The sequence below is a fragment of the Brevibacillus sp. MER 51 genome, assembly GCF_023714195.1.
In the GTDB taxonomy this organism is placed as follows: Bacteria; Bacillota; Bacilli; order Brevibacillales; family Brevibacillaceae; genus Brevibacillus.
This window is the reverse complement of the sequence record NZ_JAMAUS010000027.1, coordinates 13,539-37,698: the sequence shown is the minus strand read 5'-3', so window position 1 is coordinate 37,698 and position 24,160 is coordinate 13,539. Positions and strand designations below refer to the sequence as shown.

At 46.0% G+C, this 24,160-nt stretch carries 24 protein-coding genes, 1 pseudogene and 1 riboswitch; of the genes and pseudogenes, 15 read left to right on the top strand and 10 right to left on the bottom strand.

Features of this window, described 5'->3' with window-relative positions:
• Positions 1-39 precede the first annotated feature (39 nt).
• The 3 genes from trmL (at position 40) to M3630_RS29445 (ending at position 1,979) form a co-directional block, all read left to right on the top strand.
• The gene (gene trmL / locus M3630_RS29455) at positions 40-510 is read left to right on the top strand and encodes a tRNA (uridine(34)/cytosine(34)/5-carboxymethylaminomethyluridine(34)-2'-O)-methyltransferase TrmL (protein WP_251254540.1); all 471 of its coding nucleotides are present in this window, start codon (positions 40-42) and stop codon (positions 508-510) included.
• Between the two features lie 25 nt (positions 511-535).
• A complete protein-coding gene (locus tag M3630_RS29450) occupies positions 536-1,261 on the top strand; it encodes an HAD family hydrolase (protein WP_251254539.1) in 726 nt (241 codons plus the stop codon).
• 145 nt (positions 1,262-1,406) lie between these two features.
• A complete protein-coding gene (locus tag M3630_RS29445; protein WP_251254538.1) occupies positions 1,407-1,979 on the top strand; it encodes a hypothetical protein in 573 nt (190 codons plus the stop codon).
• Positions 1,980-2,217: 238 nt separating this feature from the next.
• Here the strand turns inward: M3630_RS29445 and M3630_RS29440 are convergent, their stop codons facing one another.
• Positions 2,218-2,418, bottom strand: a complete 201-nt coding sequence (locus tag M3630_RS29440; RefSeq protein ID WP_173609105.1) for a hypothetical protein — start codon at positions 2,416-2,418, stop codon at positions 2,218-2,220.
• A gap of 360 nt (positions 2,419-2,778) precedes the next feature.
• Between M3630_RS29440 and M3630_RS29435 the strand changes: the two genes are divergently transcribed.
• The 3 genes from M3630_RS29435 to M3630_RS29425 all read left to right on the top strand — a co-directional run bounded on the left by M3630_RS29435 (position 2,779) and on the right by M3630_RS29425 (position 6,286).
• On the top strand, positions 2,779-4,677 hold the full coding sequence (locus tag M3630_RS29435; protein ID WP_251254537.1) for a PrkA family serine protein kinase: 1,899 nt from the start codon (positions 2,779-2,781) through the stop codon (positions 4,675-4,677).
• Positions 4,678-4,747: 70 nt separating this feature from the next.
• Positions 4,748-5,905, top strand: coding sequence for a sporulation protein YhbH (yhbH, locus tag M3630_RS29430; protein ID WP_039961230.1), 1,158 nt, complete (start codon positions 4,748-4,750; stop codon positions 5,903-5,905).
• 93 nt (positions 5,906-5,998) lie between these two features.
• Positions 5,999-6,286, top strand: coding sequence for a YiaA/YiaB family inner membrane protein (locus M3630_RS29425; protein WP_173609103.1), 288 nt, complete (start codon positions 5,999-6,001; stop codon positions 6,284-6,286).
• A 171-nt stretch (positions 6,287-6,457) separates the two neighbouring features.
• On the opposite strand, the gene M3630_RS29420 is transcribed toward M3630_RS29425, so the two are convergent.
• From M3630_RS29420 to M3630_RS29390, 7 genes are all read right to left on the bottom strand, one after another.
• Complete coding sequence (locus M3630_RS29420; RefSeq protein ID WP_251254536.1) at positions 6,458-8,182, bottom strand: GMC family oxidoreductase; 1,725 nt, start codon at positions 8,180-8,182, stop codon at positions 6,458-6,460.
• A gap of 294 nt (positions 8,183-8,476) precedes the next feature.
• The gene (locus M3630_RS29415; RefSeq protein ID WP_251254535.1) at positions 8,477-9,526 is read right to left on the bottom strand and encodes an alpha/beta hydrolase; all 1,050 of its coding nucleotides are present in this window, start codon (positions 9,524-9,526) and stop codon (positions 8,477-8,479) included.
• 113 nt (positions 9,527-9,639) lie between these two features.
• Positions 9,640-11,130 (bottom strand): methyl-accepting chemotaxis protein, encoded by a 1,491-nt coding sequence (locus M3630_RS29410; protein ID WP_173609100.1) that lies wholly within the window; start codon positions 11,128-11,130, stop codon positions 9,640-9,642.
• Positions 11,123-11,677: a GNAT family N-acetyltransferase gene (locus M3630_RS29405; protein ID WP_251254534.1), complete on the bottom strand. Its 555-nt coding sequence runs from the start codon at positions 11,675-11,677 to the stop codon at positions 11,123-11,125. The genes M3630_RS29410 and M3630_RS29405 overlap by 8 nt, the downstream gene beginning before the upstream one ends.
• Positions 11,678-11,867: 190 nt before the next feature.
• A riboswitch (cyclic di-GMP riboswitch) is annotated at positions 11,868-11,951 on the bottom strand.
• Between the two features lie 182 nt (positions 11,952-12,133).
• Positions 12,134-12,796: a peroxiredoxin-like family protein gene (locus M3630_RS29400; RefSeq protein ID WP_251254533.1), complete on the bottom strand. Its 663-nt coding sequence runs from the start codon at positions 12,794-12,796 to the stop codon at positions 12,134-12,136.
• Positions 12,797-12,880: 84 nt separating this feature from the next.
• A complete protein-coding gene (locus M3630_RS29395) occupies positions 12,881-13,558 on the bottom strand; it encodes a Crp/Fnr family transcriptional regulator (protein WP_251254548.1) in 678 nt (225 codons plus the stop codon).
• Positions 13,558-14,295, bottom strand: a complete 738-nt coding sequence (locus M3630_RS29390) for a DNA alkylation repair protein (protein WP_251254532.1) — start codon at positions 14,293-14,295, stop codon at positions 13,558-13,560. The genes M3630_RS29395 and M3630_RS29390 overlap by 1 nt, the downstream gene beginning before the upstream one ends.
• Positions 14,296-14,501: 206 nt before the next feature.
• Between M3630_RS29390 and M3630_RS29385 the strand changes: the two genes are divergently transcribed.
• The 5 genes from M3630_RS29385 (at position 14,502) to M3630_RS29365 (ending at position 17,948) form a co-directional block, all read left to right on the top strand.
• The gene (locus M3630_RS29385; protein ID WP_173609096.1) at positions 14,502-14,687 is read left to right on the top strand and encodes a hypothetical protein; all 186 of its coding nucleotides are present in this window, start codon (positions 14,502-14,504) and stop codon (positions 14,685-14,687) included.
• 122 nt (positions 14,688-14,809) lie between these two features.
• Positions 14,810-15,517, top strand: coding sequence for a DNA alkylation repair protein (locus M3630_RS29380; protein WP_251254531.1), 708 nt, complete (start codon positions 14,810-14,812; stop codon positions 15,515-15,517).
• 160 nt (positions 15,518-15,677) lie between these two features.
• Positions 15,678-16,454 carry an amino acid ABC transporter substrate-binding protein gene (locus tag M3630_RS29375; protein ID WP_173609094.1) on the top strand — a complete coding sequence of 259 codons (777 nt, stop codon included), beginning with the start codon at positions 15,678-15,680 and terminating at the stop codon, positions 16,452-16,454.
• Positions 16,455-16,527: 73 nt separating this feature from the next.
• Positions 16,528-17,187, top strand: a complete 660-nt coding sequence (locus M3630_RS29370) for an amino acid ABC transporter permease (RefSeq protein ID WP_251254530.1) — start codon at positions 16,528-16,530, stop codon at positions 17,185-17,187.
• A 14-nt stretch (positions 17,188-17,201) separates the two neighbouring features.
• Positions 17,202-17,948: an amino acid ABC transporter ATP-binding protein gene (locus tag M3630_RS29365; RefSeq protein WP_217366951.1), complete on the top strand. Its 747-nt coding sequence runs from the start codon at positions 17,202-17,204 to the stop codon at positions 17,946-17,948.
• Between the two features lie 64 nt (positions 17,949-18,012).
• Here M3630_RS29365 and M3630_RS29360 read toward each other — a convergent pair whose 3' ends face one another.
• Positions 18,013-18,276, bottom strand: a complete 264-nt coding sequence (locus M3630_RS29360) for a KTSC domain-containing protein (protein ID WP_173609092.1) — start codon at positions 18,274-18,276, stop codon at positions 18,013-18,015.
• 465 nt (positions 18,277-18,741) lie between these two features.
• Between M3630_RS29360 and M3630_RS29355 the strand changes: the two genes are divergently transcribed.
• From M3630_RS29355 to M3630_RS29345, 3 genes are all read left to right on the top strand, one after another.
• Positions 18,742-19,068, top strand: coding sequence for a PadR family transcriptional regulator (locus tag M3630_RS29355; RefSeq protein WP_088906130.1), 327 nt, complete (start codon positions 18,742-18,744; stop codon positions 19,066-19,068).
• A gap of 4 nt (positions 19,069-19,072) precedes the next feature.
• Positions 19,073-19,825: a VanZ family protein gene (locus tag M3630_RS29350; protein WP_251254529.1), complete on the top strand. Its 753-nt coding sequence runs from the start codon at positions 19,073-19,075 to the stop codon at positions 19,823-19,825.
• A gap of 138 nt (positions 19,826-19,963) precedes the next feature.
• Positions 19,964-22,258, top strand: a complete 2,295-nt coding sequence (locus tag M3630_RS29345; RefSeq protein WP_251254528.1) for a glycoside hydrolase — start codon at positions 19,964-19,966, stop codon at positions 22,256-22,258.
• 52 nt (positions 22,259-22,310) lie between these two features.
• Here M3630_RS29345 and M3630_RS29340 read toward each other — a convergent pair whose 3' ends face one another.
• Positions 22,311-23,237, bottom strand: coding sequence for a LysR family transcriptional regulator (locus M3630_RS29340; protein WP_251254527.1), 927 nt, complete (start codon positions 23,235-23,237; stop codon positions 22,311-22,313).
• 121 nt (positions 23,238-23,358) lie between these two features.
• Between M3630_RS29340 and M3630_RS29335 the strand changes: the two are divergent.
• Positions 23,359-24,129, top strand: a pseudogene (locus M3630_RS29335) (SDR family NAD(P)-dependent oxidoreductase).
• The last annotated feature ends 31 nt before the right edge of the window (positions 24,130-24,160 follow it).

Genomic DNA, 24,160 nt, shown 5'->3' with positions numbered 1-24,160 from the left:
CAGGTACCAAGTTCGCAAATTACAAGGAGATTTTCAGATATGCCGTTACATATTGTTTTGCATGAGCCGCTCATCCCTGCTAATACGGGAAATATCGCCCGATCATGTGCAGCGACAGGAGCGCATCTGCATTTGATTCACCCACTCGGATTTTCAACGGACGATCGTTACCTGAAGCGGGCTGGTCTCGATTATTGGCATGCGGTTAACGTTCACCATCATGAGAGCTTTGAGCACTTTGCTGCGGCACAAGGAGAAGGTGTAGGTACTTTTTACTTTGTGGAGACCTGGGGGGAAAAGCTGTATACGGACGTTTCTTTTCGGGATGGCGACTACATTATCTTGGGCAAGGAGACGACGGGTTTGCCGGAAGAGCTGACAGAAAAATATCGGGAGCAGACTATTCGTATCCCGATGAGTGGTGCGACCCGTTCTGTGAACCTGTCCAATTGTGCAGCTATTGTCTTGTTTGAGGGACTTCGCCAGTTAGGTTTTCCAGCGTTATCGTAAGGCATTTGGGAGGGAGAGATCCATTATGACTGTGAATACCATCCTGTTTGATTTGGACGGTACGTTATTAGAGATGCAGACAGAACCCTTTGTCAAAAGTTACTTGGTTGAAGTAGGTCGTCATGTCGGAGATAAGTACGATACCGAAAAGCTGTTGGCGCTGGTTTGGGATGCGACCAAAGCAATGATCATGAACCAAGAGCCTGACAAGACGAATGAGCAAGTTTTTATCGAACATTTTACGGAACATAGTGAGTGGGATCGGGAGGAAATATGGCCACTGTTTGATTCGTTTTATCGGGATGTGTTTCCGACACTTTCTCACCTGACATATCCTTCGCCATGGGCAAAGCAGATTGTTGCTGCCGCCAAAGAGCAAGGGTTTCGGGTTGCAGTAGCGACGAATCCGGTTTTCCCGCGGGATGCGATTCACCATCGCCTCGCTTGGATCGGGATGTCCCCGGATGATTTCGAGCTGGTCACTGTCTACGAGGAATCGCATTTCACGAAGCCGAATCATGGTTATTACAAGGAGATTTGCCAAAAGCTTGGGGTTGAGCCGACAGACTGTATCATGGTCGGGAATCACATGCAGGAGGACATGGTCGCATCCAAGCTGGGAATGAAAACGTTTCTGGTAACCAATTGGATGGAAGACCGTGGTGAGCCTCAGTATCAGGTTGATCAGCGGGGATCATTAGAAGAGCTGTTTACGGCGATTTCTGAAAAAAGCGGTGTGTTTGCAGGTTAAGAAATGACTATGAAAGTATAAGCGAGAAGCAGGTTGTCCGTTTGAAAAAATGGCCAAGCCTGCTTTTTCACATACTTATCCCAAAATCATCAGGTAGGCTAGGTGTGTACGACTACGTTTTACATCATAAAGGAGGAAATCTTGCATGAAAAAACTTGTTTCGTCTCTAGTAATGGCTACCTTGCTGTTTAGTGGTATCTCTGTTGTGGCTGCGGCGGATACAGCAGCGGATTCTACAGTTACGCACTCGAAAGCGGAGAAAAAGGAAGAAAACAGAGCAAAGCTGAACGCGAAGGCTGTCAAGTGGGGCGTCGAAACCACGGATCAAACAAATAAGGAAGTAAAAGCTGCGATTCAAGAAGCAAAAGCAGCAAAGAAGGCAGAAAACGCTGAGAAAAAAGCAGCAAAAAAAGCGGCAAAAGAAGTGAAGAAGCAAGAACGACTCGCCAAGCTAAACGATAAGGCTGTAAAGCTGGGCGTTGACACAGCAGGTAAAACAGCGAAAGAAGTAAAAGCGGCTATAAAAGAAGCAAAAGTAGCAAAAAAAGCAGAAAATGCTGAGAAAAAGGCAGCAAAACAAGTGAAGAAGCAAGAACAGCTCGCAAATCTGAAAGAAAAGGCTGCCAAGTGGGGCGTTGACACAGCAGGCAAGAGCACAAAAGAAATCAAGGCAGAAATCGAAGCGAAGAAAGCAGAAAAGAAAGAGAATAAGAAATAACAAGAAAACAAAAAAAGCAGGTTGCCACAGTAGGCGGCCTGCTTTTTTCCCTGGATGATTCTTACATGTTCCAGGTTTTGTCCTCGTTGTAGCCAGCTGTCAGAATGAAAAACAGAAAAGCTCCGAAGACCAATGCCACGATAAATGTACCCACGTTTGACAGCTCCTTTCGTAAACAAACTACTCCCATTATAGCGTAGCCTGCCCACTTTGCAAACGAATTAAAGCTGTTGCGCCCTTACGTAAGTGACAATTTTCGATGATCATTCACGAGTTTCAAGAAGGCACTAATCGCAATGGGCACACTCAGTATTTCTCCTGTATCAAGTTCCATTCCTGTCACTGCTTGGTAAATAAATACCGAAAGAATCACCAAGGTTGCGATGCCGGTCAAATAAAGTCCTTTTTTCACTTGAATGCGTTCTGTTTGGATGTCCATATTCGTTCCTCCTGATATTTTTAAGCCAATCCGTATTGGCTTTCCGTGTATGTTGCTTATGATTGTATTTTACAGGGGAGTAGGGATTACAAACCATCGAATCAGATTACAGCTACGCTTGTTAAACCTTACAATTCCGTAATCTTCCAAGCCATAAGAAAGCAGTCTGCCTTAATTTTTATGGGAAGATTGCTGAAACTTGTGTTGATGTCGCGCATACACATATGTAAAGGCTGTAAGAGCCTGTTGGCAACCGGAGAAAACGGCTTGCACGTGAATGCGTGACCGCAGGCGGACATATACATGAGAGTACATTGTCGTTGGGAAGAGAGAGGGGCTTAAGAGGGAGGAGTGTCGAACATGGACATTTTAAAACGGATCGCTGAGCACCGGGCCCGCGAAGAAAACTTGATGTGGAGAGGAACATTCGCCGAATATTTGGAATTGGTACGTAAAAATCCGCAAATTGCCCAGACTGCGCACTCACGCGTCTACAACATGATTAAAAGTGCGGGGGTTGAAGAGAACGAGGACGGTTCACGTTCGTATCAATTTTTTAGTCGCGAAATTTTCGGATTGGACCGTTCAGTAGAGCGCCTAGTGGAGGAATATTTCCACTCGGCTGCACGTCGTCTGGATGTCCGTAAGCGCATCTTGCTCTTGATGGGACCTGTCAGTGGCGGTAAGTCTACGCTCGTGACGATGCTCAAGCGAGGACTGGAAGAGTATTCACGGACGGAAGCCGGAGCGATCTATGCACTTGATGGCTGCCCCATGCACGAAGAACCACTTCATCTCATCCCGCACGAGCTGCGTCCAGAGGTAGAAGAAGAGCTGGGAATCAAGATTGAAGGAGAACTGACACCCTATAACCGGATGAGGTTGGAGACCGAATATGGAGGGTGCATTGAGGATTTCCCTGTTCGACGGATTTTGTTTTCCGAAGCCAATCGGGTGGGGATCGGTACATTTAGCCCTTCCGATCCAAAGTCACAGGATATTGCCGATTTGACGGGAAGCATCGACTTCTCGACGATTACGAAGTACGGCTCTGAGTCCGACCCCCGTGCTTATCGATTTGATGGTGAGCTGAACAAAGCCAATCGTGGATTGATGGAGTTTCAGGAAATGTTGAAATGCGACGAGAAATTTTTGTGGCATCTCCTGTCGCTGACACAGGAAGGAAACTTCAAGGCAGGTCGTTTTGCCCTCATTTCTGCAGATGAGCTGATTGTTGCGCATACGAACGAATCGGAGTACAAGGCTTTTATTTCAAATAAGAAAAATGAGGCATTGCAATCTCGGATTATCGTCATGCCGATGCCGTATAATCTGCGTGTCAGTGACGAAGAAAAAATATACGCGAAATTAATCAAGCAATCCGACTTGGGGCATGTGCATATTGCACCGCATGCGCTCCGGTCAGCAGCAGTCTTTTCCATTATGACCCGCCTGAAGGAATCGAAAAAGCAAGGGGCCGATCTGCTGAAAAAGATGCGGTTATATGATGGCGAATCGGTGGAAGGCTTCAAGGGAGCCGATCTGGAAGAGCTGCGTAACGAGCATGCCGATGAAGGAATGTCCGGTATTGATCCGCGGTATGTCATCAACCGTATCTCCAGTGCACTGATCCGCCGCGACACGGAGTGCATCAATGCGCTTGATATTCTTCGGGCGCTAAAAGAAGGCTTTGACCAGCATCCGTCCATCACCAAGGAGCAGCGGGAGAGATATATGAACTTTATCTCTATCGCGCGCAAGGAATACGACGAGCTGGCGAAAAAAGAGGTGCAGAAGGCGTTTGTCTACAGCTACGAAGAATCGGCAAAAACGCTCATGGATAACTATTTGGATAATGTGGAAGCTTATTGCAACATGAACAAGATCCGTGACCCCGTTACAGGTGAGGAGATGGATCCAGATGAGCGCCTGATGCGTTCCATCGAGGAGCAAATCGGCATCTCGGAAAATGCCAAGCGGGCCTTCCGTGAAGAAATTCTCATCCGTATCTCGGCCTACGCGCGTAAAGGGAAGCGTTTTGACTACAGCACGCATGACCGTCTGCGGGAAGCTATCGAGAAGAAGCTGTTTGCTGATCTGAAGGATGTCGTCAAGATTACGACCTCGAATAAAACACCGGATGAGCATCAGCTCAAGAAAATTAATGAGGTTACCAAGCGTCTTATCGAAGAGCATCAATATTGCCCGGTTTGCGCAAATGAACTGCTGCGCTACGTGGGAAGCCTGTTGAACAGATGACAGAACGTTGGCGACATAAGGGGCACGTCATATTCGGCGCAGATTGCGCCAGTTGCTAGGAGGAGACGGCATGAAAGATGAATCATCGTTCATTGTCTCCCGGGAAGACTGGTCGCTGCACCGCAAAGGGTACCAGGACCAAAATCGACACCAGGAAAAAGTGAAAGAAGCGATCAAAAAAAATCTGCCCGATCTCGTCAGCGAAGAAAACATCATCATGTCGAATGGTCGGGAAGTCATTAAGATCCCTATTCGCTCCCTGGATGAATACCGATTGCGTTTTAACTTCCAAAAGGGAAAACATGGCGGTCAAGGTAAAGGAAACAGTAAAGTAGGCGATGTCGTAGCCCGTGACGGCGATCCGGCGCAAGGGCCAGGAAAAGGTCAGGGAGCGGGTGATCAGCCAGGTGTAGACTACTACGAGGCTGAAATCAGCGTAGAAGAATTGCAGGAGATGCTTTTCGCCGAGCTGGAGCTGCCGAACCTTCAACAAAAAGACGAGGAACAAATCGTCGTGGAAGAGACTCGGTTCAATGATGTCAGGAAAAAAGGCCTGATGGGCAACATTGACAAAAAACGCACGCTGATCGCGGCCATCCGCCGAAATGCGCTGGCAGGCTACAGTGATATGGAGCTGGGGATCACCGAAGATGACCTGCGCTTCAAGACGTGGGAAGAGATCATCAAGCCTCATTCCAATGCTGTCATTATTGCGATGATGGATACATCTGGATCGATGGGTGTGTTTGAAAAGTATATCGCCCGCAGCTTTTTCTTCTGGATGGTACGTTTTCTGCGTACCAAGTACGAAAAAGTCGAGATCGTCTTCATTGCCCATCATACGGATGCGAAGGAGGTAACGGAGGATACCTTTTTCTCGAAAGGGGAAAGCGGGGGGACGATCTGCTCCTCTGCTTACAAAAAAGCGTTGGAGATCATCGATAGCCGCTACCCAACTTCGCAGTACAATATTTACCCGTTCCATTTTTCCGATGGCGACAATCTCACATCTGACAATGAGCGTTGCGTAAAGCTGGTGAAAGAGCTCATGGAGAGATGCAATATGTTCGGCTATGGTGAGGTCAATCAGTATAATAGGCACAGCACCCTTATGTCAGCGTATCGCCACATCAAAGAGCCGAAATTCATGCATTGTGTCATTCGGGAAAAGGGCGAGGTATACAAGGCGTTGCGTACTTTCTTTGGCAAGAAAGAGGCTGTGAAGTAATCCATAAAAGCAACCGGGCGAGAAATCGTCCGGTTGACTTATATTTGTCTTTGTTTGCATGAGCCACATGAACATAATGTGAGGGGTGTTACTATGTATCCACAAAAGCATCGGATGCGCAACACGGGAGCCTTCACTTTCTTGGCGTACTTTACATTGGGCGCAGGTGTGCTGCTATTTTCCATCGGCTTATACAATGCATCAGGTCTTCAGCTGCACGAAAAGGGGTATTATATCGCGTGCATGCTTCTGGTAGCAGTTGGATCGATTTTGACGCAAAAAGTGGTGAGAGATAATGCAGAGGATCGAGCGATTATTGAGGAGCAGGAAAGAGAATTTAATTTGAAGGTATCGAAAGCGGAGAAAGACACGCCAAAATAGCCTGGTTACATATGGACGAATGGTAGATAAAGCAAACCCATGATTGATTCTATGTCAAATGAATTCACAACGGTTCATTGAGCAAGGGAGCAATCATGGGTTATTTGTAAGGAAGCGGTAGAACCTCGGGAATTGTAACGGTCAGACTACTACAACATAGGATGGAGTAAATTAATCATCATCGTCGTCACCATCATCGTCTCGATGTTTTTCCGCTTCTTCGCGAATAATCCGGGCCGCATTCAAACCGATCATCTGTGCCGCCGTGGAAGTGTTGCCGTCAGGTAAAATAGGGGAGATGGATAGATCAGCGACTTTGAGATTTTTCGTGCCAAATACATTCAGGTACCTATCCACAACACCTTCGGAAATGCTTTTCCCCATTTTACATTGCCCACCATAGTGAGCGAAAATGCTGCAAGATGCTCTCACATAAGCAGCGAGCAAGCTTCGTTTTTCTGCTTCATCCGGTACTTGGAATAGGGGCTCGGGAGGATATACTACTTTGTAAATGCCCTCTGGATCGAGTTCACGAGCCATCGTAAACACCTTGAACATTTCGATATATTGGTCTACCAAAAAGTTTAGGTCATCAGGATTTTCAAAGACATTGAATCTAATCGATGGATAGGCTTCCGGATCACTATGTGCAACCGTAATCGTACCTTTACTTTTGGGGTTCAAGTCTGCTAGGCCAATACTCATGATATTGCTTTCCTTTGTGGGAACAAATTGCCAACCATTGATAAGGACGTCTTGAACAGGGATAAAGAACGGTACGGGAAGACCTAATATTTGCAGGCGGCGACTCGGTCCGTTTTCTTTTTTAAATGCACCAAGTGCCACAGGCTGATCAGGGTCAGCAGCAAATACTGGAAGGAGTCGGTCTGTTTTTACCTCGATGCCCATGCCAATACTGTATTGCGACTGAAGATTGTGACCGACATTTGGACTCTCTACCAATGTTGCTATCCCTGCTTGAGCTAAATCCGTCGTTCTGCCAATCCCTGATCGTTGCAGGATAACCGAGGAGTAGGTACCGGCAGAGACAATAATTCCTTTTTTCGCATAAGCGATTTGTGTCACGCCGTTTCGAACGAATTCGACCCCAACGGCAGTCTGCACGTTCTTTTTTGATGCAAAGAGAATTTTATTTACGGTTGTTTTTCCGAAAATGACTAACTTTCTGCCTCCAATCCCGAACTCATCTGGCTGGAATTCATTGCCCTGTGTCACGATTTGGTTATTTAAATACCCGGCTCTCGTGGAGGAACGAATAAACTTCCCATCTACTTCTTGTTGAATATACTGTGATTGATAGAAGGTACAGTCTCGGATACCTGTATTGTAATCTTCCACGATGGGGATACCCAAAACCTGAGAGGTTGCTTCAGCCAAAGTTTGGATAAGCCCACTATTCGGAATCAGTTGCTGCCTGACAAAAATAGGGCCTTTTTTACCGCGTTCTTTTGGGCTTTGTGTATCTCCCGTATAGGTTTCGTTTTTTTTGAATAGGGAGCGGAGATGATCGTAGCCCCACTGATCTCCGACGAGTTTTGCCCACTGATCATATAGCTGGCGGCTTCCGCGGACAGCATACATAAAATTATGTTCGGAGCTTCCACCAATTACTCTCCCACTCCATAGCGGAAGCTGGCGTCCAATTGCTTGTTCGATTTTCGAGACAGCAATGAAGGATAGTTTGTTATCATCTGCCATATTCACTGCTGCCTCTAGAGAAGCGCTTGGGTTCGGCATATTTGTACCTGCTTCCAGAACAAGTACAGAAGTCTTCTTGTCATCTGTCAATTCCTTGGCGATTACTCCTCCGGCAGTTCCGGCGCCAATCACGATATAATCGTACTTTTCACTTGCTGGGCTTGAACTTTGTCCCAATTGTTGCACTTCCTTTTTTCATAATTTCCTAGCACTTTCAATCTATTCATGCCGGAATGCGGGGGTTCCAGCAGCAAATCAGGCAAAATCATTATTTGCAATCTTTTGTGTGAATGGCATAGGAAGATAGGAAGTAGAATGGGGTTAGCCGATTTGCATAATATTCACGTTTGCGGCGACAAACTTGATCTCTTTCAAAATTCTCCCTTTCACTCTGCTAAAATTTCGCCCCAGATGCGCCTAAAGGAGGTAAGGCTGGGGGAATCAATGTTTCATAAAATAAAACCGTCACGGTCATGCCCTGACGGTTTTTCGAATGAGCTCGATAAACTCCTCTGCTTTCTCGATGTGTGGAGCGTGCCCCACATTTTCCATGACAATCTCCTGATAAGAACCACCAGCGCGCTGATATTGTTCAAGCACGTCACGAATTTGGGAGACCATCGGCTGCGGGGGATATTCGTCTTCCCCCGGCCATCCGGGGACATAGCCAAGCTTGCCCAGCGTACCGAAATCAGCCAGCGACTGATCCGAGACAATGGCATCATCCGCACCGCGAATCCATAAAATCGGACACTTCGGCTCCATCTGGACAATACCGGACAAATTTACGTATTTGGGAGAAATCGCATTCGTAATCCCTGTCGTTCCGGGAGCAACACTGGGCCAATCGTTTACGTATTCAAAGGCACCGGGGTAAAAGTCCTCTCCTATTCTCGTAGAGAGTATTGCGTTCACATAACGGTCTTCCTGCTCTGGGCCAACTTGGAATGGGGGCTTGAAATAAAGCTGATTCATGACATTGCGAGGACTGGAGGGAGATTCATTGCCTATATCTTTGGCTGCAATCCTTTTGACCAGCTCAGAGTTGGCGGCTCCCCCACCCGAGCCTGAGAAACTGCTGTAGCACGGGGTACCAGCTATATCTTTGGTTCCACCAAAGCCGTAAGGGGACATGGGGGCGATGAGAATCAGAGAGCGGACTTCCTGCGGGTGATCGATGGCAAACTGCATCGCGATCCCGCCACCCAACGACCAGCCGGCAAGATGGATGGGCGTTGGCAAGTCCAATGCCCGAATAAACGAATGAAGGTCATCCGACCAGTCTCGCAAACCGCGTGTCGCATCAATGGGCAATGCTTCACTTGCTCCATAGCCACGCATATCAGGTGCATACAGACGGTACTGGTCACATAGAGCTGCAATGGTATCATCCCAGAACAGGTTGGCTGATGCATTGCCGTGAATGAGGAGAAGCGGTTCTCCTTCCGGTACGCCTGCTGTCAGGTAGGAAACGAGCAATCGATCGGTCTGAATCGTTTTGGTTTCGATTCTTGCATCCATCAATGATGTGCCTCCTTTTAAAGCGTAAATATCAGAATATTTCTATTGTATGCCTGTTCGGTTACAAAATGAGAAAAGAAAACAACCGCCAGTGAAAGGCGGTTGCAGGAAGATTACATATGGAGACCACGCATCTGCTGTTCAATTTTCTCAAAGCCGCCAGAAACCTTAACGACTTCGTCTTTTTGCTCAGAAACGAGCACAAGCACTTCTTCCAGGCTCTCTTTGTTCTTGTCGGTAATATCTGCGTTGACTTCTACTTTTGCGCCGACTTCCTGAATCATGCTGTGAACATGGACGATGAACTCTTGCAGGTTTTTCGTTTTATCTGCGAAGTTTTGCATGTAGTTGTCTACATTGGTGAACATTTCTTGTACTTCGAGAATGCCCTCGCTATTTTTCTCAAAAGAAGTCTGCGACTCGGAAATCATATCCGATACGAGCTTCATTTTTTCGCGGATGGTCATGAGCAGGCTCGAGATCGACTCGGACGATAGCTTGGAGGATTCTGCCAGCTTGCGTACTTCATCTGCGACGACAGCAAATCCTCGGCCGTGTTCGCCTGCGCGAGACGCTTCAATCGTGGCATTGAGTGCCAACAGATTGGTCTGTGCAGAAATCTCGGAAATGGTTTGGATGATTTTTCCAATCGATTCGGTTTCTTTATTGAGCTCTTGGATTAGCTGGTTCGTACCTTGGATGTCCTTGATGAATCGTTCAAAGTCATTACCGATGTTGCCAATGCGTTTTCCACTTTCGCTAGTGGCTTCCTTGGTCGATTCTACGTACTCATGCATCTCTGTGACAGAGCGGGTCATGTCCTCAACTTGCAAATTCGTCGAGCTCATTTCCCGACGCAGCTCGTCTGTATTGCTGGTCTGGACAGTAAAGGACTCCATGATGTCTTGCAGGGAAGCGACGGTTTCGACAGCGCGAACATTGACACCGTCCGTTACCTTGTTCAAATTCTCTTGATAGTCTTGCATAGAGGTGAGTGATTCATTGATCTTATCCAGAACACGTTGCAACGATTCCTTCGAGGCAATCGCTTCTTGCTTCTGTTGCTCACTTTCCTCTTGCAACTTGTTATTGAATACAGCATGCATCATGCTCGTGATAGAGACAAAGCAGAAGGTGAGCAGGAAGTACATCAGATCGAGATTGCTTGTCGAATGGAAAATCGTTTCTCTTTGTGTCAGGAAGTAATAAGAGACAATGCCCAATGTCGATACAATCGTCAAAATATTGATGAGTCGGTCTTGATAAATCCCCATGACTGCTACGAAGAACATAATGGTCATGATATTGATCATATGCGGGTCCAGTCCGACTACGATGAACATGAAGATCCCGATTACGGCGAAGTTAAAGAACTTCATGAAGGGCGCTGCTTTTTCACGGAAGCTCGGGCGATTGGAGATGTAAGCAAAAGGTGCCAGTACGCCATACAAAATACCCAGAATTGTGAAAACGAATGTGTACGAAACGCCTAGAAAGAGGTTTAAGACCTGAACAACCGTAATAATACTTGCGAATACGATTACGACCCAATTGTTTCTTCTTCTCAATAAATCAATTTTATCCATGTTATCCATGTTACCCACCTACCTCGACTTTTACTTGGTTGGATGACGACGTATTGTACCAGGAATATTTCGGATCATGCTTATTGTCATAGACATCTTTTAGATGGAAAAGGGTCGGAATAGCATCGGCCCCTTTGTAAAAGACGATATCTTTGGTCTGAGTTGCTTTTACTTGATACTTCGTGTTAATAAATTTAAAAAAGGTCGGATCTGCTACCCCGATAGCGTGGGTATAACCATGCTTTTCAGCGTAATCTATCATCAGGCAAATTCCTTTTTGCCCCAGTTGTCCTCGGTATTTCGGCAGAACAGCGAGACTGTCTACCTCCATTACTTTCATATCTTCTGTAACAACATCCTGAAAAAGTGATTTCATATAAGCACTTGATTTGGAAAAGGGCGTCATTTCAAATGTTCCACCTGCTTCACCATCTTCGGCGATTAAGAGGAACTGAGCCGAGCCTTCTTTCGCGTACTCCATCTCGAAGCCCATGCTTGTCCATACTGTTTCCTTGATTTCATGAAATTTGGCTAACTCTTGTACGGTTTCTACTAGTTTGTACATAACTTCCCCACTCCATCATTTTCTGATTACCGTGTTGTGTATGTTTGACGTCCCAAAAGTTATGTTTTTCCATCTGTTGCAAAAATGAAAGTGCTTTCATCCTCCTTTCAAAAAACGAAACACAAAAAAAGGCCGTTCCAACGAAATGGAACAACCGAAGCTACCAACATCGAAAAAATGGTCTCAAGATGATGGCAACCCGGCTATCATGGTCAAAGACTGTAGACCCGTGGTTTTGCGTCGCCACCTTTCGATGACTTTGCCTTTTGCATTTTTTAGCAAAAATTGTAAAAGTGTGTCGAAAATTGCTAGACATAATCATGCAAAATATAAGCCATTTGTATTAGCTGTGTCAAGTTTTGGTAGGGAGAAGTAACTAATTGTTCATAATATATGAACGTACGGAAAAACCAGTTGCCGTATCAACTGGTTCTTCATTAAGTAGGGAGTATGGCGTTAGGTTAGGGTGCGCAGAATGTCTATAACTTCAGTAGGCTCCATTCGCTTTTTGTAGTCAGGATCTAAGGATACTGACCGGATTACGCCCTGGTTATCGAGGATATAAGTAGCCGGTATGGGGAGTGTCCAGGAATCGTCGCTATTAAAATGATTGAGATCGATATCCAATGATCGGTAGGTATCATGTAAATACTCAGGCAGTCTGAATATGAGTCTGTATTTTTCTGCTACCTGATTATTGGTATCGCATAACACGGGGAAGCTCAGACGATTGTTCTCTTGCATAGTAAGAGAGTGTGCAGGAGATTGTGGACTAATGGCAAACAATTGAGCACCCAGAGAGGTTATCGTATCGAGCTGTTTTTGGTACGCTAGCATCTCCAAATTGCAGTAGGGGCACCATGATCCACGGAAAAATGTGAGGACGACAGGACCTTTTATGATTTCTTCCGACAAGGTAATGTTCTTGCCAGTGTGATCGTTCAACGTGAAATCAGGCGCAATCGAACCAATCGGCAAGCCCTTTGCCAGTTCAGAGGTCCGCAGCTCCTCGATTGATCTTGTAAATGCATCTGTTACTTCACGGGTGAGGAAGTCTGCTATTTGAATGGTTGTAAAATCTAGCTCTTCGCGCAGGCTCTGAAAATGTGGTTTATCCATATGTCGTTCCCCTCTTTTTCGAAAGAATAGTAGAAGCCATGGCTTTACGATATCTTTCTTTTTGAGCGAAAGATGTAAACTGGATTACATTTTCTTCAAAATCCTGTCCCGCTGAATAGAAATAGATTTAAAGCCTGTTTGAATCAGTTCTTCTCTTGCTAAAGCACGTAATGCTACCGTCACAGCTTCCCTGGATGCCCCAACAAAATTGGCGATTTCTTGATGGGAAAGAGGTAAGTCAATTTGTTGAAACGCCGAACTGTTAGGATTGCCAAATTGATCGGCAAGCTTTACCAACGTGGAAATAATGCGATCTTGTAAAGGGAGAAGGGCAAGATTTTCGGCTGCTTGGCTGATCGAAACCATTCTATCGCTAATGATCTTCATGATCTTCATCATCAGTTGCGGATGTTCAATGATGTAGCTTTCAAATTTTGCTTTGCTCATTCTACAAATGAGGCAGTCTTCGATGGCTTCTATATACATCTCCCTTGTACCTAATGAGAGGAGATCCACTTCTCCAAACACATTGCCTTCCCCGAGGATATCGAATGTGAACTGCCGACCATCCCGATTTACTTTATATAAACGTACCTTTCCCTGTTTGATGAAGTAGAAGCCTTCTGAAAAAGTTTCTGGTGTTTGAATGCACGTATTTTTGGGAAAAGGGGTTAGAGAGGTTAATTGATCAATTAAGCGCAAACTTTCCTCGGATAATGAATTCAACAAATAAAATTGGGATAAATGTGTGATTCGGTTCATCATTTCTGTTCAGTGCGACTTTTCAGGATCGTTCTTTTCGCTTTGGTGATAATTCTTTTTGTTTCCTTTGTATCAGAGGTTTTTAGCCACTCGTCACAAAGCTGTGTCACCCAGTCTGGTTGTGATTTACTCGCATCGTTCAACCAATTCCCTACAGAATCTTGAACATATTTGGCTGGATCCGACTTCACTGGTGTGAGCAAAGGCAGGCAGCGAGCGGGCTCATTCTTCAATGCGTCAATATGCTTACACCAGACACCACGCGGGCGTGTGGCTTCTACCGCAAAACGGCGAATATTTTGGTCGGTATCAAGTACCCATTCACTCAGGAGTTGAATGGAATGGTTCAGATCATGCAAGAGAGAATCTCGAATCGCCATCCATGCGATCTCTCTCACCCCAAAATGATGATCAGCCGCGAATTTTCTTATTTGGGCTAGTTTTTCTTCTAAAGATAAGGTGTTGTCCAGGCCGATAATATAGGCACTCCAGCAACGTACACTGTCTGACTTGTGGTTGGCCAACGATAGGAAAACAGAAGACGTAGCTGTGGGTTCACCCGATTTGTGTAAGATCGCAAGCAGTTCTTGTCCAATCAGACGGATAGCTTTCATTCCGCTCGTTGATCCGGTCTCTTCTAATTGACCAACAAGTTGAGGGACATACGCACCTAACGTAACATGAGGCAGAACGATTCGTAACAAATGCATATGATCAACAGCCTGCCATTCAGTCAAATTGACGCTTTCTAATTCTCCAGCATGAAGGAGTGTTAATACATTGTCAGGGATGAGTGAGGCTTTACTTGCTCCTTTTCTCGTGTGTACCGAATCTGCATTTCAACAAACTCCTTTTCGCAGTAATGGTAAAAGTATACATAAAAATCACCCATAACGAAAATTTTCCAACCATCCGATAACTAGAAGGAATAGGAGGGGATTTTATGAAGGAAGTAAAGGTGATTCAATTTTACTTTTCCGGAGGCGGTGAAACGATTAGCATCGAATCGACGGAACCGGAAGAGATCATTCAAATGGTCGCTAACCAAAACAACGGATGGCTCCAGTATGATGATGTTGTCATCAACGTAAGAAATGTTTCGTATATCAAAGTTCGCAATCAGGCGTAGGATAAGAAAAGAGCGTCAAGCTCCGACACGAAAAAGCTCTCCTTTGAATGAGGAGGGTTTTTTCGTGTTGGGGGTAGGGCTGCTGGTTATCCTATTAATAGAAGAAAAGGGAGGGCGGCAAGATGACGCTGGAAGAAGTCATGCAGAAGCTCGAAGCGATGGGGACAGAACAGACGAAAAAAACGCTTTTGCGGCATGGGGCAAAAGAGCCTTTGTTTGGCGTGCGAGTCGGCGATATGAAAAAGCTGGTCAAGGAGGTAAAGCATGATCAGCAGCTCGTCCAGGCGCTGTACGATACGGGAAACTACGACGCCATGTACTTGGCCGGATTGTCAGTTGACCCAAAGAGCATGACAAAAGAGCGGCTGCAGGCTTGGGTCCAGAAAGCGTCTTGGTACGCGCCCGCCGAATATACGGTTGCGAGTGTAGCCGCTGAGAGCCATTTTGCCATGGAGTTGGCACGAGAATGGATCGAGTCTAAAGAAGAAATGGAAGCCACATGTGGGTGGAACACGTATTCGAACTACTTGTCGATTACTCCTGATGAACAACTAGATAAGGAAGAAATCAAACGGCTCCTCATGAGAGTGAAGGAGACAATTCATCAGGAACAGAATCGCGTACGGTACACCATGAATCAATTCGTTATTTCAGTAGGCGCATATGTACGGGAACTTCATCAGGAAGCGCTGGAAGTGGCAGCAGCGATTGGCAAAGTACATGTGGACGTCGGACAGACAGCGTGCAAGGTTCCGTTGGCTACGGAGTATATCAAAAAGATAGAGGAACGAGGGAGTGTCGGAAAAAAGAAAAAGACGTGCATTTGCTAGTCGGGCATTTTTCTCAATCATTTGGCGTATATTTCTAGGGTGCTTTTGTTTACTAAAGTATCGACTATTCTTTGCTAATGTGCTATCATGATACCTTGTTAACGTATTACCACTTTATCAGAGTAAAACATAGAGTAGGGAAACGAGGGGGATCATCACGATGAAGAAAATAGCATGGATGTCATTGTTGTTGAGTGCGATGGTTTCATTGGTAGTGGGCTGTTCCAGCGCAAACACTGGCGCTGACGCGAACAAGCTGATTATCGGAATTGATGATAAGTTCGCACCAATGGGATTCCGGGATGAGAAAAATGAACTAGTTGGTTTTGATATTGATTATGCGCGTGCAGCCGGCGAAAAAATGGGGAAACAAGTCGAGTTTCAACCAATCGATTGGAGTGCAAAAGAGTCTGAACTAAACAGCGGTCGTATTGATTTAATCTGGAATGGATATACGATTACAGATGAGCGAAAAGGGAAGGTTCTCTTTACCAAGCCTTATCTGAAAAACGCACAAGTAGTGGTCACCATGGCAAATAGCAACTTGACCAAGCTGTCAGACTTGGCCGGTAAAGCAATTGGTTTGCAAAAGCTGTCTTCCGCAGCTGACGCGATTAATGCGAGTGATATCAAAAATCAGGTCACATCGATTACCGAGTTCCCTGATAACGTGCTGGCACTGAGTGATTTGAAAATTGGTCGTGTAGAAGCAGTCGTCATCGACCAGGTTGTGGCCGATTACTATATGACAAAAGAGCCGGGAACATTTAAAGAGTTGGAAGAATCGCTGTCCCCTGAGGAATATGGAATAGGCGTCAAAAAAGGCAACGAGGCATTGCTGAATGAGCTGCAAAAGGCACTGGATGCGTTGAATCAGGATGGTACAGCTGCAAAAATATCGGAAAAATGGTTTGGCGAAAATCGTGTATTGAAATAAGAAGAATAGCGATGGCTTCGCCGCTTGATTGGCGAAGCCACGCTTTTATTTTCAGGATTAGGAGCATACCAAGATGAGCGTAGACTACATTCTCTCCATTACGAAGCCCATGCTAGAAGGGGCACAGATGACGGTGCTGTTGTTTATCATCGCCATTCTGCTTTCCATTCCATTAGGTTTTTTGATCACCTTACTGGCAAAGAGCAGTAATAAGGCGCTGTCCTGGTGCGCGCATACGTATGTGTATGTGATGCGTGGGACGCCTCTTCTATTGCAGTTGTTGTTTATTTGCTTCGGGCTGCCTCTCTTGCCCGTAGTGGGAGAGTATTTGGTGATGGATCGGTTCGTCGCTGCATGTGTCGGCTTCGTGCTGAACTACGCAGCGTATTTCGCGGAGATTTTCCGTGGGGGACTGCTGTCGATCGACAAAGGACAGTACGAGGCGGCGCAGGTCCTCGGCTTTAGCAAATGGCAGACAACCAGCAAGATTATTTTGCCGCAAATGTTTCGCGTGGCTTTGCCTGCCGTCGCAAATGAATCAATCACCCTTGTAAAAGACACAGCGCTGCTCTATGCGGTTGCTGTCCCAGAATTGCTTCACTTTGCACAGACGGCCGTGAATCGCGACTTTACCATCGTTCCGTTTTTTATTGCCGGAATCATTTATTTGTTAATGACGCTATTGTTGACAGTGTTCTTTAAGTGGCTGGAAAAAAGGTTTAAATTCGAATAAAGGGCTGGCGCATTATGGATATCATTCAAGTATCGAATCTAAAGAAATCGTTTGGCAATCAAGAAGTTTTGCGAGATGTCTCGTTTTCGGTGAAAAAGAACGAAGTCGTGGCAGTAATCGGGCCTTCTGGCTCCGGCAAAAGCACGATGCTGCGCAGCTTGGTCAATCTGGAGCAGGTGAATGGTGGCAGCATTCGTGTGCAGGATGATTATTTGGTGAAGGACGGCGTTTATGCCAGCAACCAGGAAATCAAGCAGATCACAGCGAGAATGGGCATGGTCTTTCAGCATTTTAATCTGTTCCCTCATCTAACGGTGAAGGAAAATCTGGAGATCGCCCCACGCGTAGTCAAAGGTGAGGCGGCACAGGACATCCAAAGAAAGAGTGCAGAGCTCTTGGAAAAGGTCGGCCTGTCTGATAAGGCTGACGCGTATCCGGCGAAGCTCTCAGGCGGACAGAAGCAGCGTGTGGCGATCGCCAGAGCACTGATGATGAACCCGCAAATTTTGTTGTTTGACGAGCCTACGTCTGCTCTCGATCCCGAACTGACGGGCGAGGTCCTGCAAGTCATCAAGCAGCTTGCCCAGGAGCATATGACGATGATGGTGGTGACGCATGAGATGGGATTCGCACGCGAGGTGGCAAACCAAATCATGTTTATGGACAAAGGGGAATTCGTAGAGTCGGGGACACCTGAGCAATTGTTTACAAACGCTAAATTTGAGCGGACCAAATCCTTTTTGCATCGCGCTTTAAAATAGTATGATCAACAATAAATGCCCTCAGTGTCGAGAAGACAGACTGAGGGCATTTTGTATAGACAGGCTACATCACCTGGTAGTTCAAGTACCGTTGGCTGATGAACGAATGAAAATGATCGCTGAACGAGTCAGCATTTAAAAACGCATTGTAGGCGTAAGGAGTGACCCGACAGTAAACGAGCTCGCGTCCATCGTGAAAACGGATGTAGAGGTGGCTTGCAGCCAGATCGTACCGAGCAGCTTTGATCAATTTCGAATCCAGTTCCTTGTAGGTAATTTCTTGGGGGTGATTCTGACGTGGCAGAAATTGGCGAAAAAAAGATCTCAATGTATCTGCAAACTCCTTTATCTAAAAATCGGCTTATCTATTTCTACGAGTCTTCATTTTACGCAAAAATTTGGATTCGGAATACAAAAATAGCACACCGATTGCAAAATAGGCTAAGAGAACCGTATTCAGAACGATCATCGAAAAGTCGGCAAGCATGTAAGTGCCTCCTGTTAGAGAGAATGAAGTCACGAATTGAAAGTAACCCGCTCCAAAAAAGTGAAAATCTTCTTTTTGCTTCGTTCTATGGGCCTATCATCTGGATGCGTATAGAAAAAACGATCATCCGAAAGTATGTAATCTCATGAAAAACGTTGTCGAATATAGTCTATATTACCTATTTTATTATTGTCAATAATTACATAGAACCAAAAAGGTATTCCGCGAATTTCTTTTTTAAATTACCTTGTATCACGAGGTATAGTGTGATAATCTCTAGGCATGTCACGGGAAGGAGATGCTTTTATGAACAAGGAGTTGTTGAAAGGAAGCATTGATCTATTGCTTCTTTCGCTAATCGCACAGAAAGATCAGTACGGCTATGAGTTGGCCAAGAAGATTCGCGATAAAAGCGATGAGCTGTATGAAATCGGTGAAGGCACACTATACCCTGCCCTAAAGCGACTGGAGACGCAAAAGGCAGTGGAGTCTTACTGGGGGGAAGCCAATGAAGGCGGACGCCGCAAATATTATCGGATTACCAAGACCGGCCAGGGCCTTCTTCAAGACAAGATGAAGGATTGGCAGAGCTTAAGCCGACTCATTATGCTGTGCAATAAGGGAAGTGAGTAAACGAATGAAGCTCGAAGAATATGCAGAGCAGGTTGTCAGTCGCTTGCCGTGCTCGAAATGGGAAAAGCGGGATGTCAAAGATGAGCTGATGGATCATTTGAACAGCATGAAAAGTGAGCTCGTTGAAGAAGGCTATGAAGAAAAGGAAGCAGTATCTTTGACCCTTCAACGATTCGGGCCTACGGGAGCAATCAGTCGGCAACTGTCTGAATCCATGCCGCTCATTGATAAATATTTCCGCAAATGGGTCATGAGCTTATTCTGTATGTATGTAGCCGTCCTCAGCTATTACTTGTTGTTGTCGCCTGAGCGATGGGAAAGCAGAGCTTTTATGGTTGAATGGAAGGAAAGGATGCTTGCATATGGCGCTCCGCAGTACAGTCAGCCGTTTCTAAACACGAACCTATTTCATACATTGGTGGATTACGTATACCGTTATGACAAATACAACGTTGATATATTGGTGTTCAATCTGGCTGGAAATGTCATCTTGTTCGTGCCGCTTGGGTTGCTGGTACCACTGCTTTTCCTTAGATTTCAAAACATTCATCGCGTATTTTTTCTCACGCTCTTTGTCAGTCTCATCATTGAAACTCTGCAACTATTGTTATCGTTAGGCAGTTTTGATGTCGATGATCTGCTGCTAAACGTACTCGGAGGACTCATTGGCTACGGAATGTTCCGATTAGGAGCGGCTCTCATCTACAGGCGACGGAAAAGCATCCCATACGATGATGATTTGTCTACAACGTCGTAACAACAGAATCAGAGTCGAAAAAGCCTTCTGGTTTAGCGAGGTCGCACAATGTGAGGCGGCCTTGGCAAAGGCTTTGGCTTTTTTTACACAAAAACATCGTGATACGATATATATAGTGATTCGATTTAGGGGGATTTCATGAAACAAACAGGGATTTTACTACTGGTATTTGTACTGATGCTCCAAGTAGTCGTCGGTTGTGAGAACAACCTTGCTATCGAGCAGGTGCAGCCAAAGCAGCATGCAGATTTTACTTTTGATGTGAAGCCGGAGACGTTCGAAGTATTTGTCGAGAGAGACGGTGTGAAGGAAAGTGCTTCGGAGCCGATGCCTGCGCGCAAGGTAATGAATGTACGGAAAGGTGAACAAGAGATTGCCTGGAGCTATCCGGACGATCAGCTGGATGTCTCGATCACAAAGAAAGAGGATCATTTGCAAATCACCCTGACTTCCACAGGAACAGAGAGCTTTTCCTGGCCGACAGTAAAAGGAGCAAGCTACATGGTGCCCTTGGGAGAAGGAAAATGGATTCCTGCGGATGACAGCAAGTGGCAGTCATTTTTAAAAGAAGAGAGTCTTAGCTTTGCGGAGTCTTTTTCCATGCGCTTTTTTGCTGTGAACAAGAGCAAGTATGCGCTGATGTACGTCGTGGACAATTTGTTTAACAACACTGTCGATTTTGCCGTTGATCCAACGATTGCGTTTACGTTTTCGCACGAGTTCCCGACGATTAATCGGGACAAGACCTACGGGTTCCGCTTGTACGTCACAGACAACGATCCGGTTAGCGTAGCAGATGTTTACAAGCAATATGTCAAGGAGCAGGGAGAACTGCTAACCCTGGCTGAAAAAGCCAAAGCCAATCCGAATATCGAAAAGCTTTACGGTGCTCCTCATTTTTACTTGTGGAATAAGAGCTTCTTATCGGTCAACGATGTGAAATGGAATGCGCTGAAAACGAAACTGAACGAGAACTTCATCGGGGCACTTGAGAAAATCTTGGCTTCCAATGGAGTGGACGGAAAAGAGAGCATCCAGCAATTCCGCGAGATTCAGAAGCAGGATTACGTCGCAGATTATCAAAAGAAAGCGATACTCAGCGGGTTGAATGACGCTTTGCGTTCCCGTGAGTTTTACAATCCGCAGCGATTTCCACATGTCGATGAAGAGGTAAAAAAATCGTTTGGAAAAGGGATCGACTCGTTGACGGAATCACAGCTGTACGACTTGAATAAAAGGCTGCTGAAAAGTGTGCTGCAGGATGTTGTTCCACCTGTGGAACAATGGGGGAATGTCGACTCTACTGATCTCTTGAAAGAAATGAAAGCGGCTGGGATTGATCAGGCATGGATCGGTTTGCCGGATTGGACGGCTGCCTACATGAAGCCAGCATTCATTCAAGAGGCGAATGAGACAGGCTATTTGATCGCCAGCTACGATTCCTACCACTCGATTCATCAGGAGGAAAATCCGGATTGGAATACGGCTATTTTCAAGGATAAGAGCTTGTATGAGAACGCGACGATCTCGAAGAAAAATGGAGAGAAAAAAGCTGGTTTTCTCCAGCAGGGGAGATTGCTGAATCCAACGCTCTCACTGCCAAGTGTCAAACAGCGCATGGATGACATTATGAGTAACGATGTCGCTTTTAATTCGTGGTTTATTGACGTGGATGCAGCAGGGGATTTCAACGATGATTATTCGCCGCAGCACACGACGACTGAGGCAGAGGATATGAAGGCGAAGCTTGCGCGTATGGACTACATTCGCGATGAAAAGAAATTGGTCATCGGGTCTGAGACTGGAAATGACTTTGCCAGCCGGAGTATCGCCTTTGCCCATGGCATTGAGACGCCTGTCATCAAGTGGGCAGATTCGGACATGCGAAAAAACAAGCAAAGCCCGTATTATGTAGGAGGCTACTGGTCCCCGGCGGGAGAGATCCCAGAACGATACGCCAAACAGGTTCCGATCAAGGAAGAGTATCGTCATGTATACATTGATCCTGCCTATTCGTTGCCACTGTACAAGCTGGTGTACAATAACGCGGTAATCACGAGCCATCATTGGGAGTGGAGCAGCCTGAAGATCAAGGGGGAAGTCGGCACTCGTATGCTCAAGGAGCTGCTTTACAATGTACCGCCGCTCTATCATTTGGATAAAAACATGTGGGATGCAAATCAATCATTGATCACGAACTATTTGAAGGTATGGTCTCCTTTCCATAAAAAAGCTGTGCAACAGGAAATGACGGATTATCGCGTGTTGTCCGAAGACAGGCTCGTGCAGAAGTCGGTTTACGGGGATGATCTGCAAGTGATCGTCAATTTCTCTGAGCAAGATTTCACGTACGAGGGGCAAGTGGTGAAGGCCAGATCAGCGCTGATTATGAACGGGAACGATAAACAAACCTTCTTTGCTCCAGCGCAGTAAGAACGATTTGAGAAAGGCTGTCCGCGAAAATGAAGCGGCAGCCTTTTTTCTGCTAAGGAGTGAGTGGGTATTTCTTGCTTTTCAAATCGTATTGGAGTCGATTGATGAAATTCATGGAAATACGGGAATAATGCCGTTCCTCCGAGCGAACCCACCCATAATAGACGGGTTGTTGATAAGGAATATCCAAATCAAGCGTACTTGAATCGGAGTCCTGCAAATGAGGTTCATGAACAAAAGAGTAGTCCAGTCCGATGGTTACCGCGAGATTTTGCCGGATTGCATTGCGGAGCGCTTCTGTGTTGTTCGACGTAAACAAAATGTCGACGGGACCATAAGTCGCGGCAAAATCCTCTACGAACCATTTGACGTAGTCGTCGTTGTACAGGACGAAGGATTGCTTGCGAAGCTCTTCAGGTGTGACGGAATCCTGATAGGCAAGTGGCGAGTTTTTGCCTACACCTACAACCATTTTTCCCTCTAGTAACGGTTCGAACACTAATCCGAGGCCTTCGCTCTTTTTGAGCAGGTTCTCATGGATAATGACCAGACCAATGTCCAGCTTGTCCTGAAGAATGTCCTCTAATATTTCCTGTGTGCCTTTTTCTGCAATTTCGGTACGGATGTAAGGATAATCTTTTTTAAAGCTCGCGACGGCATCGACCAGAAGATTCATGGGACCGGGAATGGTCGCCAGTCGCAGCTCTCCACTCAACGTGTTCGTATAGTTTTGTGCTTCCTCCCAAATTTCCTGGATCTTTCCCAAGGCTTCAAACGCTTTTTTGATGATAATGCGCCCTTCAGGGGTCGGTACTGCACCAAGACGCGAACGTGTAAACAGAGTAACGCCCAGCTCTGCTTCCAGACTCGAGAGCGACTGGCTGATAGCGGAGAGTGTGACATGCTTGTTCTGAGCGGCTTTGGTCAAGGAGCCTGCCTTTGCTATTTCTACGATATATTCCAGTTGTTCCAGATGCATTTGGTAACAGCACATCCTTTAGTCATGCTTAAGGAAGGGTAAGTATGTTTACATATTTTTAAATATAAAAGAGTCCTATAATGAAAGCAAGGCAAGAGATCAGGTACAAGAGACATCATCAATGGAGGCGTTTACCGTGGCGAGACTCGAAGGGAAAGTAGCGATCATTTCCGGTGGCGGAACAGGAATCGGGAAAACAACGGCGATTCGTTTCGCCAAGGAAGGTGCCAAGGTAGTCGTTACGGATATCAATCTGGAAAGTGCCTCCCAGACGGTAGCCGAAATCAAGGATGCCGGTGGAGAAGCCATCGCGATTGCGCATGATGTAAGCCGTGAAGAGCAATGGTAGCAAGTAGTGACAACCACCGTAGAACAATACGAGAAAGTAGATATCCTGTTCAACAACGCAGGCATTTATATCATTAAACAGTTGGCGGAGATTACCGTTGAAGAATGGAATCGTCTCATGGCGATTAACGTAACGGGTGTCTTTTTGGGAATGAAGCATGTGATGCCACTCATGGCAAAACAACAAGGTGGTTCTGTTATCAATGCTTCTTCCATCGCCGGGCTTTTTGGTGCGCCGGGTCACGTCTTGTACGGAGCGAGCAAGGGAGCGGTTCGCATCATGACCAAGGATGCAGCTATGGAGTACGCGGCACAAGGTGTGCGTGTGAACTCGATTCACCCTGGCTATATCGATACAAACATGGTGTCCTATGCTTCGGAAACGACAAAGCATTCTAAAGCAGAGTTGGCACAGGCGACTCCAACAGGTCGACTTGGAACTGTCGAGGATGTAGCCAATATGGTGCTGTTCCTTGCTTCTGACGAATCTTCCCATGTCACCGGGGCGGAATTCGTCATCGATGGCGGCGCAACAGCGCGATAAAACGGTACAAATACCATTTTCGAAAACAGGA

What these genes read in the sequence shown, in the direction of transcription:
- yhbH (WP_039961230.1), top strand. Translation starts at nt 4,748, where the DNA reads ATGAAAGATGAATCATCGTTCATTGTCTCCCGGGAAGACTGGTCGCTG.
- M3630_RS29355 (WP_088906130.1), top strand. Translation starts at nt 18,742, where the DNA reads ATGAACAAGGAGTTGTTGAAAGGAAGCATTGATCTATTGCTTCTTTCG.
- M3630_RS29415 (WP_251254535.1), bottom strand. Translation starts at nt 9,526, where the DNA reads ATGGATGCAAGAATCGAAACCAAAACGATTCAGACCGATCGATTGCTC.
- M3630_RS29345 (WP_251254528.1), top strand. Translation starts at nt 19,964, where the DNA reads ATGAAACAAACAGGGATTTTACTACTGGTATTTGTACTGATGCTCCAA.
- M3630_RS29405 (WP_251254534.1), bottom strand. Translation starts at nt 11,677, where the DNA reads ATGTACAAACTAGTAGAAACCGTACAAGAGTTAGCCAAATTTCATGAA.
- M3630_RS29445 (WP_251254538.1), top strand. Translation starts at nt 1,407, where the DNA reads ATGAAAAAACTTGTTTCGTCTCTAGTAATGGCTACCTTGCTGTTTAGT.
- M3630_RS29395 (WP_251254548.1), bottom strand. Translation starts at nt 13,558, where the DNA reads ATGAACCGAATCACACATTTATCCCAATTTTATTTGTTGAATTCATTA.
- M3630_RS29370 (WP_251254530.1), top strand. Translation starts at nt 16,528, where the DNA reads ATGAGCGTAGACTACATTCTCTCCATTACGAAGCCCATGCTAGAAGGG.
- M3630_RS29435 (WP_251254537.1), top strand. Translation starts at nt 2,779, where the DNA reads ATGGACATTTTAAAACGGATCGCTGAGCACCGGGCCCGCGAAGAAAAC.
- M3630_RS29340 (WP_251254527.1), bottom strand. Translation starts at nt 23,237, where the DNA reads ATGCATCTGGAACAACTGGAATATATCGTAGAAATAGCAAAGGCAGGC.
- M3630_RS29425 (WP_173609103.1), top strand. Translation starts at nt 5,999, where the DNA reads ATGTATCCACAAAAGCATCGGATGCGCAACACGGGAGCCTTCACTTTC.
- M3630_RS29350 (WP_251254529.1), top strand. Translation starts at nt 19,073, where the DNA reads ATGAAGCTCGAAGAATATGCAGAGCAGGTTGTCAGTCGCTTGCCGTGC.
- M3630_RS29450 (WP_251254539.1), top strand. Translation starts at nt 536, where the DNA reads ATGACTGTGAATACCATCCTGTTTGATTTGGACGGTACGTTATTAGAG.
- M3630_RS29400 (WP_251254533.1), bottom strand. Translation starts at nt 12,796, where the DNA reads ATGGATAAACCACATTTTCAGAGCCTGCGCGAAGAGCTAGATTTTACA.
- M3630_RS29440 (WP_173609105.1), bottom strand. Translation starts at nt 2,418, where the DNA reads ATGGACATCCAAACAGAACGCATTCAAGTGAAAAAAGGACTTTATTTG.
- M3630_RS29385 (WP_173609096.1), top strand. Translation starts at nt 14,502, where the DNA reads ATGAAGGAAGTAAAGGTGATTCAATTTTACTTTTCCGGAGGCGGTGAA.
- M3630_RS29375 (WP_173609094.1), top strand. Translation starts at nt 15,678, where the DNA reads ATGAAGAAAATAGCATGGATGTCATTGTTGTTGAGTGCGATGGTTTCA.
- M3630_RS29380 (WP_251254531.1), top strand. Translation starts at nt 14,810, where the DNA reads ATGACGCTGGAAGAAGTCATGCAGAAGCTCGAAGCGATGGGGACAGAA.
- trmL (WP_251254540.1), top strand. Translation starts at nt 40, where the DNA reads ATGCCGTTACATATTGTTTTGCATGAGCCGCTCATCCCTGCTAATACG.
- M3630_RS29365 (WP_217366951.1), top strand. Translation starts at nt 17,202, where the DNA reads ATGGATATCATTCAAGTATCGAATCTAAAGAAATCGTTTGGCAATCAA.